Origin of the sequence: Pseudomonas sp. 29, from assembly GCF_002754355.1 — a bacterium.
Classification (GTDB): Bacteria; Pseudomonadota; Gammaproteobacteria; order Pseudomonadales; family Pseudomonadaceae; genus Aquipseudomonas; species Aquipseudomonas neuropathica.
Map to the genome: position 1 here is coordinate 5205583 of NZ_PEEY01000001.1, position 13736 is coordinate 5219318.

At 60.7% G+C, this 13736-nt stretch carries 12 protein-coding genes and 1 pseudogene; 8 read left to right on the forward strand and 5 right to left on the reverse strand.

All coding sequences use genetic code 11. From position 1 onward, the window contains the following. Nucleotides 1-4 precede the first annotated feature (4 nt). Nucleotides 5-436, reverse strand: coding sequence for a helix-turn-helix domain-containing protein (locus tag CLU80_RS24105; RefSeq protein ID WP_099758570.1), 432 nt, complete (start codon nt 434-436; stop codon nt 5-7). Nucleotides 437-684: 248 nt separating this feature from the next. On the opposite strand from CLU80_RS24105, the gene CLU80_RS24110 reads away from it, so the two are divergent. The 7 genes and pseudogenes from CLU80_RS24110 (at nt 685) to ycaC (ending at nt 7185) form a co-directional block, all read left to right on the forward strand. Next, nucleotides 685-1668, forward strand: a complete 984-nt coding sequence (locus CLU80_RS24110) for an MBL fold metallo-hydrolase (RefSeq protein ID WP_099758571.1) — start codon at nt 685-687, stop codon at nt 1666-1668. A 54-nt stretch (nt 1669-1722) separates the two neighbouring features. Next, a complete protein-coding gene (locus CLU80_RS24115) occupies nt 1723-2646 on the forward strand; it encodes a LysR family transcriptional regulator (protein WP_099758572.1) in 924 nt (307 codons plus the stop codon). Nucleotides 2647-3091: 445 nt separating this feature from the next. Further along, nucleotides 3092-3358: pseudogene (locus tag CLU80_RS24125) on the forward strand (DUF6124 family protein); the annotation flags it as partial. Between the two features lie 214 nt (nt 3359-3572). Then, nucleotides 3573-3986, forward strand: a complete 414-nt coding sequence (locus CLU80_RS24130; RefSeq protein ID WP_099758573.1) for a DoxX family protein — start codon at nt 3573-3575, stop codon at nt 3984-3986. Then, nucleotides 3979-4605, forward strand: a complete 627-nt coding sequence (locus tag CLU80_RS24135) for an antibiotic biosynthesis monooxygenase (RefSeq protein WP_093439313.1) — start codon at nt 3979-3981, stop codon at nt 4603-4605. The genes CLU80_RS24130 and CLU80_RS24135 overlap by 8 nt, the downstream gene beginning before the upstream one ends. 43 nt (nt 4606-4648) lie before the next feature. Beyond that, nucleotides 4649-6487: an amidohydrolase gene (locus CLU80_RS24140; RefSeq protein WP_099758574.1), complete on the forward strand. Its 1839-nt coding sequence runs from the start codon at nt 4649-4651 to the stop codon at nt 6485-6487. A 74-nt stretch (nt 6488-6561) separates the two neighbouring features. Beyond that, nucleotides 6562-7185 (forward strand): isochorismate family cysteine hydrolase YcaC, encoded by a 624-nt coding sequence (gene ycaC / locus CLU80_RS24145; protein ID WP_007913541.1) that lies wholly within the window; start codon nt 6562-6564, stop codon nt 7183-7185. A gap of 302 nt (nt 7186-7487) precedes the next feature. On the opposite strand, the gene CLU80_RS24150 is transcribed toward ycaC, so the two are convergent. Both CLU80_RS24150 and CLU80_RS24155 read right to left on the reverse strand, forming a co-directional pair. Next, nucleotides 7488-8915: a mechanosensitive ion channel family protein gene (locus tag CLU80_RS24150; RefSeq protein WP_099758575.1), complete on the reverse strand. Its 1428-nt coding sequence runs from the start codon at nt 8913-8915 to the stop codon at nt 7488-7490. Between the two features lie 108 nt (nt 8916-9023). Beyond that, nucleotides 9024-10046, reverse strand: coding sequence for an alpha/beta hydrolase (locus CLU80_RS24155; RefSeq protein ID WP_093439303.1), 1023 nt, complete (start codon nt 10044-10046; stop codon nt 9024-9026). A gap of 162 nt (nt 10047-10208) precedes the next feature. On the opposite strand from CLU80_RS24155, the gene CLU80_RS24160 reads away from it, so the two are divergent. After that, a complete protein-coding gene (locus CLU80_RS24160; RefSeq protein ID WP_093439300.1) occupies nt 10209-11108 on the forward strand; it encodes a LysR family transcriptional regulator in 900 nt (299 codons plus the stop codon). A gap of 788 nt (nt 11109-11896) precedes the next feature. Here the strand turns inward: CLU80_RS24160 and CLU80_RS30380 are convergent. Beyond that, a complete protein-coding gene (locus CLU80_RS30380) occupies nt 11897-12466 on the reverse strand; it encodes a hypothetical protein (protein WP_286079770.1) in 570 nt (189 codons plus the stop codon). A 75-nt stretch (nt 12467-12541) separates the two neighbouring features. After that, nucleotides 12542-13729, reverse strand: a complete 1188-nt coding sequence (locus CLU80_RS24170; protein WP_093439294.1) for a type II secretion system F family protein — start codon at nt 13727-13729, stop codon at nt 12542-12544. Between the last annotated feature and the right edge of the window lie 7 nt (nt 13730-13736).

Here is a 13736-nt window from a genome sequence, read left to right on the forward strand (position 1 = left end):
GCGATCAAAACATGGCGGGTTGTGAACGCTGGGCTTTGGGTTCACGCATGATCTGGCAGCGCCAGGCAAACGGATTAATGCCCTCGCTGCGGGTAAACATATGGCAGAAATGCGCCTGATCGCAGAACCCGCATTCCAGGCTGATTTGCGTCAGGCTCAGGTCGGTGTGCTGGATCAGCAGCTTGGCTCGCGCGAGACGCTGGGTGCGAATCCAGTCCTGCGGCGATAACCCGGTGCTGCATTTGAAGGCGCGGGAAAAATGGCTGCGTGACAGTGAACAGGCGCGGGCCAGTTCGGTCACTTCCAGGCTTTCGCCGAGGCGTTCGAGGATCAGTTGTTTGACCTGTCGTTCGCGTTGCGGACTGAGTCCGCCGACCCCGGTCTTGCGTGGTTCGTTGGCAGGGGCAAGGGCGACGCTGTGCTGTAAGTGAGCCATGGCCAAAGTCCGTGTTGATGGGGAATGCACGGTCGGCGCATCCCCTCAGGTCAAAAAAACAACGCTGCGCAGAGGGTTTCATTGTTGGCCGAGGGCGGGAGGCTGACGAGTTAATCGTTGTTAATTCCAGCGCATTGGCCTGAACTCAGCACATCCCTGCAAGTCTGCGCCCCGCGGTTTGCGGCACGATGACTGCAAGCGTGGCGAACCGAGGGGGCGCCACAATCGGCAGGTCCAAGGGGAATCAAATGAAAGGCATCCTTAAAGCAGCGACGGCGCTGACGTGCACGCTGGTGATTTCCGGTGCCATGGCGCAGGCACCACAGCAGGGCACCCAGGCGCCGGGCTATTTCCGTCTGGCCGTGGGGGATTACGAGGTCACCGCGTTGTTCGATGGCTACAACGACCTGTCGCCCAAGCTGTTGCAGGGCATGAGTCAGAGTCAGATCCGCGCGCTGCTGGCACGCCGTTCGATTGAAACCCCGGGTGTCCAGACGGCGTTTAATGCCTTTCTGGTCAACACCGGCAAGCAACTGATTCTGGTCGACAGTGGCGCCGGGCAATGCATCGGCGCCACCGCCGGACAGCTCGTGGCGAATATGCAGGCGGCCGGCTACCGGCCAGAGCAGGTCGATACGGTTTTGCTGACGCACCTGCACCTTGATCATGTCTGTGGTCTGGTCGATGCCCAGAAACAACCGTTGTTCAGCCATGCCACGGTGTATGCCGCCAAGGCTGAAGCGGATTACTGGCTCGATCCGGCCGCGCTGGCCAAAGCTCCGGCCGGCGCCCGAGAGTTTTTCAAGATTGCCCAGGACTCAACCGCGCCCTACGTCGCCGCCGGGCGTTTCAAGACCTTCGCCGCGGGCCAGTCGCCGTTGCCGGGGTTAGTCGAAGCGACACTGGAAGCCGGACATACGCCGGGCAGCACCACCTATCGGTTCACCTCGCAGAATCAGAGCATCGTCTTCATGGGGGATCTGGTGCATAACCTCGCTGTGCAGTTTGAGCATCCGGAAGTGTCGATCGGCTTTGACGTCAACAGTGCGCAAGCGATCAATGCGCGTCAGGCAGTCTTCGGTGCGGCGGTCGCCAGCAAGACGTGGGTGACGGCGGCGCACCTGCCGTTCCCGGGCATCGGTCACATCACCGCGCAGGGCAAACATTTTCAGTGGGTGCCCGTGGAATACGGTCCATACAAGCGCGCGGCCAAGGTGCCGTTAATCGAGTAAAGTGCGCAGCGCCCACCCGCAAAAGCAGCTGACACCGAAAAGGAAAACATGCCCATGAACCGTAACGATCTGCGTCGCGTCGACATGAACCTGCTGGTGATTTTCGAAGCGCTGATGTTCGAAAAGAACCTGACCCGCGTTGCCGAAAAGCTGTTCATGGGGCAACCGGCCGTCAGCGCTGCGTTGGGGCGTTTGCGCGATCTGTTCGACGATCCGTTACTGCTGCGCAACGGTCGCGGCATGGAGCCGACCGCGCGGGCGCTGGCGATTCTCAAAGAGCTGCAACCGGCGATGGACGTCATCTCTGGCGCGGTCAGCCGGGCCAAGGAGTTCGAGCCGGCGAGCAGTTGCGACGTGTTTCGCATCGGCCTGTCGGACGACGCCGAATTTGGCCTGTTTCCACCGTTGTTGCGTCAGCTTCAGCAAGAGGCGCCGGGGATTGTCGTGATCGTGCGCCGCGCCAATTACTTGTTGATGCCGGCACTGTTGGCCTCTGGGGAAATCTCAGTGGGCGTCAGCTACACCACCGATCTGCCGGCCAACGCCAAGCGCAAGACATTGCGCGACATTCCCTGCAAAGTCCTGCGCGGCGACGACCGTCCCGGGCCGCTGACCCTCGACGAATACTGCGAGCGCCCGCACGCGATGGTGTCGTTCTCCGGCGACCTGAGCGGCAATATCGACATGGACCTGGCCAAGGTCGGTCGTACCCGCCGCGTGGTGTTGGGCGTGCCGCAATTCAGCGGCCTGCGCGCCTTGCTCGCCGGCACCGAGATGATCGCCACCGTGCCGGATTACGCCGCCTGCGCGTTGGTTGAAGGGTGTGCGCTGCGCGCCGAAGATCCACCGTTCCCGATTGATGCGGCGCAATTGTCGATGGCCTGGAGCGGGGTGCATGACAACGATCCGGCGGAGAAATGGCTGCGCTCGCGGATCAGTCAGTTCATGGCGGCGCCGCTGAATATCCCGGCTAGCTGAATCCCTACGCCAATCTCAAATACAGCACTGATCCCTGTGGGAGCGAGCTTGCTCGCGAAGGCGTCGTATCAGTCGATAAATACTTCGAATGACACACCGCTTTCGCGAGCAAGCTCGCTCCCACATTGGGAAGGCGTGATCCCTGAGTTGTTGGTGGTTTAAACACTGCTGTTTAAGCAACACCCTCAGACACTCTTTCAGGCTACGCAACCTTGCGCCTTTGCCTACAGCTACGCCAGAATCCGCCGGCTTGTGCGCTTGTGGTCGGGTCTCTATCGTTTGGTGGTCGCTGAAAACTCAGCGATCGGGTTTAGCGACTCGGACCAAAAAAAGTGCATCAGCGCTCCATGCTTCGTAGCAGGCTATCGTCTGCACTTCGCTATGGCGGCTGTATGCGGGAGACCTTCGGGTCTACCGGGTTGCCTTTTTACCGGTTCGCTAACCTGCATACGGTCGCCACCTCGACCACTACCTCCTTCCACCCGGCTCCACGCCACCGCCACGCAGAACTCGCGGAACCGCCGACACCAAAGCCGAAGAACTGCTGACTGACGCCAGCGAAACACTCGCCTCGGCCAAGACCATTGCCCAGGACGTCGCCCACCTGTTGCCCGCGCCGCAGCGCCGGGCGTTGTTGGGGATTGCGCAGTTGATCATGCTCGGTGAACTGGCGGTGAATCGGGTGCTGGATAACCTCGAACCACCGGCCTGAACCCATTCCCTGTGGGAGCGAGCTTGCTCGCGAAGGCGTCGGGTCAGTTATAAATACTTTGAATGGCACGCCGCTTTCGCGAGCAAGCTCGCTCCCACAGGGATTTGCGGTGCTCCAAGAATTTTGGAATGCCGTAGAACTGAGCACACCCATCCAATTTCCTCCCGACCATCATTGGCATGATTCCAGCCAATGACATTTCAAGGGTCGGGTCATGAATGCCTCAACAGATGAACAGGCACGCGACATCGGTTTGCTGTTCCTGCGGGTCAGCGGCGGGTTGTTTCTGCTCTGGGTCCACGGCTTGCCCAAGCTGCTGGATTTCACCGCGCAACTGCAACTGATCGAAGACCCGTTCCACCTCGGTGCCCACCTCACCCTGATCCTGGCGATCTTCGCCGAAGTCCTCTGTCCACTACTGATCGTCGCCGGGGTGCTGGCGCGATTGGCGTGCTTGCCTATTCTCTTTGTGCTGCTGGTGGCACTGCTGGTCGTGCATCCGCAATGGAGTGTGGCCGAAGGGCAGTTCGGCTGGTTGCTGTTGATCCTGTTTACCACTGTGTTGATCGCCGGGCCGGGACGGCTGGTGATTCCTGTTCGTCTGCCCGGAGTGCTGCGTTATGCCTGAAGTCCTCGATCCACAAACGCCGGGGGCCGATGAGACGGTCACGCTGATCATCAAGCACCGGGTCAAGGCCGGTTTCGAGTCAGCGTATGAGGCCTGGCTGCGCAATATCGTCCGCGTCGCGAGCCAGCGTGAAGGCCATTTGGGCGTGGACGTGGTGCGCGGCAAGCGCGGGCGTCTCGATTTTTACACTTGCGTGCTGCGTTTCAGCTCCACTGAAGCGATGCAGGGGTGGCTGGAGTCGCCGCAGCGTCAGGCACTGGTCGCCGAAGCGGCGCCGATGCTGGCTGACGGCGATCAGACTGAAGTCGCGCCGATCAAGGAATTCTGGTTTACACCACTGGCCGATGCCGCTTCGCCGCCGCCGCGCTGGAAGCAAGCGGTCGTCACGCTGCTGGTGATTCTGCCGCACACCTTGCTCGTGCCGCTGATCTGGGGACCGCTGCTGGCGCTGCATCCGATTCTTTCCAACTACGTGGTGGCCACGTTCCTGATCACCCTGACCATCGTTCTGTCGGTGGTCTACGTGGTGATGCCGCCGGTAACCCGTTTGTTTACGCCGTGGCTCGAAGCCAGCCAAGCCCATGAACACCTCGATTCCCAAGAGACCTCGCCACGCTGAGCGCGCGGGGTTTGCTCCTTTTCACTTTGCTTGAGGAACTGCGATGAGCGCCGATCTGATTTTATTCAATGGCCAGTTTCATACCGTAGACCGCACCAAACCGCTGGCCAGTGCCGTGGCCATCACCGACGGCCGCTTCGTGGTCGTTGGCAACGACAACCAGGCCATGGCCCTGCGCGGGCCGAACACGCAAGTGGTCGATATGCATGGCCGCTGCGTTATTCCCGGCCTCAATGACTCGCACTTGCACTTGATCCGTGGCGGTTTGAACTACAACCTCGAACTGCGCTGGGAAGGCGTGCCGTCGCTGGCCGACGCGCTGCGCATGCTCAAGGATCAGGCTGACCGCACGCCAACCCCGCAATGGGTGCGCGTGGTCGGTGGCTGGAACGAATTCCAGTTCGCTGAAAAACGCATGCCGACTCTGGAAGAAATCAACCAGGCCGCGCCGGATACCCCGGTGTTCATCCTGCACCTGTATGACCGCGCGCTGCTCAATCGCGCCGCCCTGCGCGTGGCCGGCTACACCCGCGACACGCCGAACCCGCCGGGTGGCGAGATCGTTCGCGATGCCAACGGCAACCCGACCGGCATGCTGGTCGCGCGGCCTAACGCGATGATCCTCTACTCGACGCTGGCCAAGGGGCCGAAGCTGCCGCTGGAATATCAGGTCAACTCGACCCGCCAGTTCATGCGCGAACTCAATCGCCTCGGCCTGACCAGTGCGATCGATGCCGGCGGTGGTTTCCAGAACTACCCGGACGATTATCAGGTGATCGAGCAACTGGCCAAAGACGACCAGTTGACCGTGCGCATCGCCTACAACCTGTTCACCCAGAAACCGAAAGAAGAGCTGAGCGATTTCCAGAACTGGACCGGCAGCGTCAAGTTGCATCAGGGCGATGACTTCCTGCGCCACAACGGCGCCGGGGAAATGCTGGTGTTCTCGGCAGCCGATTTCGAAGACTTCCTCGAACCACGCCCCGATCTGCCGCAGACAATGGAGGAGGAGCTGGAGCCGGTGGTGCGCCACTTGGTCGAACAGCGCTGGCCGTTCCGTTTGCACGCGACCTACAACGAGTCGATCAGCCGCATGCTCGACGTGTTCGAGAAGGTCAATCGCGACATTCCGTTCAACGGTTTGCCGTGGTTCTTCGACCACGCTGAAACCATCACCCCGCAAAACATCGAACGGGTGAAAGCACTGGGCGGCGGCATTGCGATTCAGGATCGCATGGCGTTCCAGGGCGAATACTTTGTCGACCGTTACGGCAAACAAGCCGCCGAGGCGACACCACCGATCAAGCGCATGCTCGCCGAAGGCGTACCGGTCGGCGCCGGTACCGACGCCACGCGGGTGTCCAGCTACAACCCGTGGACTTCGCTGTACTGGATGGTCAGCGGTCGCACCGTCGGCGGTCTGGCCTTGTACGAAGAAGGTCTGCCGCGCGCCACCGCGCTGGAACTGTTCACCCACGGCAGCGCCTGGTTCTCCTCGGAGCAGGGCAAGAAAGGCCAGATCAAGGTCGGGCAACTGGCGGATCTGGCGGCGCTGAGCGCGGACTTCTTCCATGTCGAGGAAGAAGCAATCAAGTGGATCGAATCGGTCATGACCGTGGTCGGCGGCAAGATTGTCTACGCGGCCGGCGACTTCGAAGACCTCGGCCCACGCTCGATTCCAGTGCTGCCGGACTGGTCGCCGGTGGTCAAAGTCCCGGGCCACTGGCGGCCAAATTCGCCGTTGCAGGCGCAGGTTCATCAGTGCAGCGGGCCGTGTGCGGTGCACACCCACAGCCATGAAAAGGCGCGGATGTCGAACGCACCGGTCAGCGACTTCGCCGGTTTCTGGGGCGCGTTCGGCTGTTCCTGCTTCGCTTTCTGATTTTCCCTGAAGCGCCGGCCATCCGGTCGGCGCTTCACGCTTCATCCATCCATCCGTCCATCAGGAGTTTTCCCATGAGCGTTCCTTACACACGTCTGAACAAAGATGACGCGGTTGTATTGCTGGTCGATCACCAGACCGGTCTGATCTCGCTGGTCCAGGATTTCACTCCGAACGAATTCAAGAACAACGTGCTGGCGCTGGGTGACATCGCCAAGTTCTTCAAGCTGCCAACCATTCTGACCACCAGTTTCGATGCCGGCCCGAACGGCCCGATCGTGCCTGAGCTGCGCGAGCAGTTCCCGGATGCGCCGTTCATTCAGCGCCCAGGGCAGATCAATGCGTGGGACAACGAAGATTTCGTCAAAGCGATCAAGGCCACCGGTCGCAAGCAACTGATCATCGCCGGTGTGGTGACGGACGTTTGCGTGGCGTTCCCGACCCTGTCGGCGATTGCTGAAGGCTACGAAGTGTTTGTGGTGACTGACTCGTCCGGCACCTTCAACACCACCGTGCAGCAGGCGGCGTGGGCGCGGATGTCGGCGGCGGGTGCCCACCTGCTGAACTGGTTCTCGGTGGCGTGCGAGCTGCAGGGTGACTGGCGCAACGACATGGAAGGTTTGGCGCATTTGCTGTCGGAGCGTCTGCCTAACTATCGCAATTTGATCAACAGCTATACCAAGTTCACTGCCAAGTAATCGGCTGATCTTGAAGAACCCCTCATCGGAACGCCGCCCGCCTAACCCTCTCCCGGAGGGAGAGGGGACTGACCGAGGGGTTCTTGCGAGGTACGCCGACGTGCAATACCGAGCCGAACTCAGGTCTTGAAATGCCTGGAGATCGACTCCTTTCGTGGTACGTCGACCTGCAATACCGAGTCGAACTTCAATCTTGAAATACATGGAGATCGGCTCCCTTTCCCCCTCGCCCCCTTGGGGGCGGTCCGACGTTTCGGGAGGGTTGGGGTGAGGGGGAGGCTTTTGATCTTGATCTTGCCGCTTCAACGCTTCTGCAACCAACCGAGAAACCCACCTTTCCTCACCGCCACCGGTTTAGCCATCAACGCGAGGCGACTGTTCTGCTGACGCACCGCCTGCAATTTATTCAACGCCTGACCCACCTCCGTGCGGTGCTCCATGCACTGACGGGTGAGGCTCTTGTCGAGTCGATAAATGATGCTCGACGTCAACGCCGTGAACGTCGCCTGCGACGGCGTATCGGCGAGAATACTTTGTTCACCCATGACCTCACTCGGCCCCATGCGCCCGGCCTCGACCTGGCTGTCGCCGTCCGGCACCGTCGCACTGACCACCCCGGTGGCAATCACGAACAGACTGTCCGGAACCTCGTCCAGATCCAGCACCACCTGGCCCGCCGTGTACTGCTGGGCAACCATCGATTCCGCCAGACGATCGCGCTCATCACTGCTCAGCGAGCGGAAGATTTTCACTTCATCGAGCAACGCACGAGCCCGGGTCGAGGGTTCGATCACGCCGTCCGGATGCCGCGAAATCCCCGCCGCTTCCAGATGCCGGTGGGCGAGGTCGAACAGTTGATTGCGTACTTCGCTTTTTTTGCCGAGCTCGGCGATGAACCCGCTGGCGACGTACTCCGACATGGTTTCGCCGGCCTCTTTCAGCACGGCTTTCGGCGCTGGCGTCAGCAACAGCGAACTGCTGCCCTGCAAAGTGCGATCAAGCGCATCGAGTACCCGCCGCGGGCGGATGTGATTCGGCACCTGAATGCTGATCGACACGCCATGCATGTTGTTCGGGCGGCTGAGATTGACGATCTTCGCCTTGGCCGCGACCGAGTTCGGCACCACGGCCATGGTGCCAGCGCTGGTCAGCAGGTGCGTGGCGCGCCAGTCGATGTCGAAGACCTTGCCTTCGACGCCGTCGATCACCACGAAATCATCCACCTGATACGGCTTGGTGGTGTTGAGCACGATCCCGGAAAACACATCGGCCAAGGTGCTTTGCAGCGCCAGACCGACAACGATGGCCACCACGCCCGAGGTTGCCAGCAGTCCTTTTACCGGCAATTCCAACACGTAACCGGCTGCGGCGACGGTGGCGACCAGAAACACCAGGGCGCCGATCACGTCCTGCAGCAAACGACCGCTGTGGCCGATGCGGCGCATCAGCGCCAGGCCGATCACCTCGGTCAGCACCCGCGCAGCGTACAGCCACCAGAGAATTCCCAGTGCCGTCGCACCCAGTTGCGCCACGCGATCATCGGTGAATTGTGGTGCTTGCAACGGACTGACGCCGGCGTTGATCACCAGCGCCGTGAACGCCAGAAACAACACCAGGCGCACTCCGACTCTCGGGGCGCGATGGCTGAAGGGCGAGAAGTGCCAGAGCACCGCGTCGAGCAGCAGCAGGGCAGCGCTCCAGGACAGCAGGTGAGTGTAGAAAAAGGTCATGGCCGGTGCTCCGCAGTGTCTGCCAATAAAAAGATCGCAGCCTGCGGCAGCGCCTACAGAAGAACGTATTCCAATGTAGGCGCTGCCGCAGGCTGCAATCTTTTGCTGTTAAGGATTCAGATGAGTCTTCAGCTCAGCCGCCGCCTGACGCACCGCCGCTTTCACTTCCGGAATCTGACTCAGCGGATTGAGCAAACCAAAGTCATGAATCATCCCGTTGTAGCGCACCGAGGTCACCGCTACACCCGCCGCATCCAGGTGCCGCGCATAGCCTTCGCCTTCGTCACGCAGCACATCGAACTCGGCAGTCTGCACCAGTGCCGCAGGCAAGCCCTTGAGCTGTTCGGCGCTGGCATTCAGCGGCGAGGCATGGATCTGCGCACGCTCGGCCGGGTTGGTGGTGTAGTTGTCCCAGAACCACTGCATCATGCCTTTGGTGAGGAAGTGGCCCTCAGCAAATTGCTGGTACGAACCGTCGTCGAACTGCGCGTTGGTCACCGGCCACATCAGCAGTTGGAAGCGCAGCGCCGGGGCTTTCTGCTCCTTGGCCATCAACGCCACGACCGCCGCCATGTTGCCGCCGACGCTGTTGCCGGCCACGGCCAGGCGCTTACCGTCGACACCGATCTCCTTGCCGTGCTCAGCCACCCATTTCGTTGCGGCGTAGGCCTGATTGATCGCGGTCGGGTACTGCGCTTCCGGCGACGGCGTGTAGTCGACGTACACCGCGACCGCACCGGAACCCACCACCAAGTCACGAATCAAGCGTTGGTGGGTCGGGAAATCGCCGAGCACCCAGCCGCCACCGTGGAAGAACATGAACACCGGCAACTCGCCTTTGACCTTGGCTGGCCGCACCACTTTCAGGTTGAGGGTCTGGCCATCGACCTTGATCGCTTTGTCACTGACTTCAACACCGGACAAGTCCACCTTCACCGAAGCCTGCGCGCCGGTCAGCACCGCACGGGCGTCTTTCGGGCTCAGTTGCTCCAGCGGTTTGCCACCACCGGCGGCGAGGGCGTTGAGGAAGGCTTGGGTGTTGTGTTCGACACCGCTGGTTTCGGCGGCGAAAGCGTTGCCGATGGACAGGGCGAGGAGGGAAGCGGTGAGGGTTTTCTTGACGATGTTCATGGTGGAAATCCTTTTGAATGTTTTTGATTTTTTATGCCTGGGTTGCGGGCTGCTGTGGCGCTGGGCTTCAGGGCCTCAGCAACACCGTGAGCACAGATTAATGGGCTGCTCAAAAGTGAAAAAGCGGCTATAAAGCGTTTAACTGTCTACCAGAGAGTGACAATGAACCCGTTCGAAGACATGCGTATTTTTTGCCAGGTCATGGACTCCGGCAGCTTCACCTCTGCGGCCGATCAACTGGGCCTGTCCAAGCAGTTCGTCAGCCGACGCTTGATGCAGTTGGAAGAGCGTCTCGGCGTGCGCTTATTGAACCGCTCGACCCGGCGACTCGACGTGACGCCGCTGGGGCAGAGTTATTACGAATCGGCGTTGCGCCTGTTGGGTGAAGTCGAACAAGTGGAGCAGGGCATCGCCGGGCAGACTGCCGAGCCACGCGGGACGATTCGTCTGAGTGCGCCGCTGTCGTTTGCCGTGGCACATCTGGGCTGTCTGCTGCCGCTGTTCTTGCAGCGCTATCGTGAGGTTACGGTAGAGGTCGATCTGAGTGATCGGCCGGTGGATTTGCTCGGTGAGGGCTACGATCTGGCGCTGCGCATTGGCGTGCTCGAAGACTCGACGCTGATTGCCCGGCGCATCGCGTCGATCGAACGCGTGTACTGCGCCAGCCCGGCGTACCTCGCCGAGCGCGGCACGCCGCTCAAGCCTGAAGACCTGCACAGCCATGACTGCCTGCCTTATGGCCATGGGCGTTCGGTGCAATGGCGCTTCAATGCCGGGCAGGGCAAGCCGTTGTTGGTGAATGTCACCGGGCGCATGCGCGTTAACAACGGCGAGTTGCTCAGGGATGCGGCGGTGCAGGGGATGGGGATTACCTATTTGCCGACGTTCATTGTCGGCGCGGCGTTGAAGGATGGCCGGTTGGTGCCGGTGCTGGATGACTTGCGCCCCGAGCCGCTGACGTTATCGGCGGTGTATCCGCAGCATCGTCAGGCCTCAAGGCCGGTGCAGGCGCTGGTCGAGTTTTTGCGTGAACGCTTGAACGAGAGCCACGTCGCCCTCTGATTTATACGCAGATCAAACTGTAGGAGTGAGCCTGCTCGCGATGGCGGTGTGTCAGTTAAAACATCATTGGCTGACCCTCAGCATTCGCGAGCAAGCTCGCTCCCACATTTGATAAAGGTCGTCTGTGAAATCTGCGCACGCCACAAAACCCTGTAGAAGTGAGCCTGCTCGCGATAGCGTTCTGTCTGTCACAGTTTCAGTGTCTGAACAACCGCTATCCGAGCAGGCTCATTCCTACAATTGATGGTGGTTGTCTGTGAAATCTGCGCACGCCACAAAACCCTGTGGGAGCGAGCCTGCTCGCGAAAGCGTTTCGTCTGTCACAGCTTCAGTGTCTGAATGACCGCTATCGCGAGCAGGCTCACTCCTACAATTGATGGTGGTTGTCTGTGAAATCTGCGCACGCCACAAAACCCTGTGGGAGCGAGCTTGCTCGCGAAAGCGGTGTGTCAGTCAAAACATCATTGGCTGACATACAGCATTCGCGAGCAAGCTCGCTCCCACATTTGATAAAGGTCGTCTGCGTAATCTGTAAACGCCGCAAAACCCTGTAGGAGTGAGCCGCGATAGCGTTCTGTCTGTCACAGCTTCAGTGTTTGAATGACCGCTATCGCGAGCAGGCTCACTCCTACAATTGATGGTGGTCGTCTGTGAAATCTGCGCACGCCACAAAACCCTGTGGGAGCGAGCTTGCTCGCGAAAGCGGTGTGTCAGTCAAAACATCATTGGCTGACCCTCAGCATTCGCGAGCAAGCTCGCTCCCACAGGTTTTGCGGTGTGGCTAATGATCAGTTGGCGCGCTTGTCATCGCCCGGCTCGCCGCCGACATGTACGCCGCGATCATCGCCGGCTTCAGCCGCAGCGTGGACGCCACGATCATCACCGACTTCACCGGCGCGGTGGACCCCGTGGTCATCGCCGACTTCTCCAGCGCGGTGGACGCCATGGTCATCTCCCGCTTCAGCATGGGCGCCGTTGCGGCCGGATGAGGCGCTGTCGCCCGAGTGTCCCGAGCCGTGGTCGCTGCCGCTGTGGCCACTGTTGCCACCGCCACCGCCACCACCACTGCCACTGTTGCCGCCACCGCCGTGACTGCCTCCGCCGCCACTTCCGCCCCCACCATTTCCACCGCTGCCACCACCGTTGCCACCGTGACCGCCACCGGCCCCGCCACTTCCTCCACCTCCGCTTCCACCATTTCCGCCGCCGCCCCCTCCGCCACCACTGCCTCCACCACCACTCCCACCATCCTTGGCATGAGCACTGGATACCCCGGACAAATTGTCCGGAATCAGCACCGTAGACGCTGACAGAACTGCGCCGATGGCCATTGCGAGCACGAGCTTTTGAATGTGCATATCGTTCTCCGTCTTTGTGGTTTTGTAGGGAACGTAAAAGTGCATTGTTGCAGGGACCGGACCCGTTCCCGGGGGTCAGTGAATACTTGAAGCCAGTTCGAAAATCGGGATGTACATCAGGATCACGATGACCCCGATCAGCAGGCCAATGAAGGTCATCAGCAGCGGCTCGAACAATTTAACGAACCACTCCAGCCAGCGGCTGATTTCCTCGTCGTAGAAGTCGGCGCTGCGTTCCATCATCTGCCCGAGGTTGCCGGACTGTTCGCCGGCGCGCAGTAGGCGCAGGGACACCGGTGTCACCAGGTGATTGAGCTCCAGCGCGGTGGACAATGACTGCCCCTCGCGCACCCGCTCGCAAGCCTGATCCAGGCGTACCCGCGAGGCAACGGTGAGCAAGCCACGCACCATGCTCATGGCGGTCACCAGCGGAATTCCGCCTTGCAGCAGAATCCCCAGCGAACGATAAAACCGCGCCAGCTCATACATGAAAATCCGTTGATGCACGGCTGGCAGTTTCTCCACCAGCCGATCCAGCCCACGGCGAAACGCCGGTTGCTTCTGCAGGACGGCGAGGGCAATGACCAGCGCCGCCAGCCCGCCAAAAAACTCAGCCTGATGCGCATGCAAAAACATGCCGCTGCTCATCAGCACCTGCGACAGCCACGGCAGGTTATTGCCTAAGCCTTCAAACACCAGGCTGAAGCGTGGCACCACGTAACCCATCAAGAACAACACCACGCCACCACCGACGATCAGCAACAGCATTGGGTAGATCGAGGCACTGATGATCTTCTGCCGCACCTCGTCCATGCGCTGCCGGTAACTGACGTAACGGCCCAATGCATCGCCGACCGCGCCGGTCTTCTCGCTGGACTGTACCAGCGCCACGTACAACGGCGGGAACACCGCCGACAACTGGCCCAACGCCTGCGAGAAGGATTTGCCCTCATAAAGCAGGCGCACCAGCTCACTCAAGGTTTTCCGGGCAGCGGGGGCGGTTTCTTTTTCGGCGAGGCTTTCCAGCGCATCGATCAACGGTAGGCCGGCGTTGAGCAGGGTGGTCAATTCCTGGCTGAATAACACCAGGTTGAAGGTCTCGCGCTGGCGCAGTTTCAGTGAGCGCCAATGCTTGTCGGCGTGCGAGCTGAGCACACGCAAGCCCTGATCCTCGGCGATCCGCCGTGCGTCGCTGTCACCCGCCGCTTCGACGCTCAAGGACACCACGCCCGCCTTGCCGACCGCTTTCAAATGAAATCGCATGGGCCGC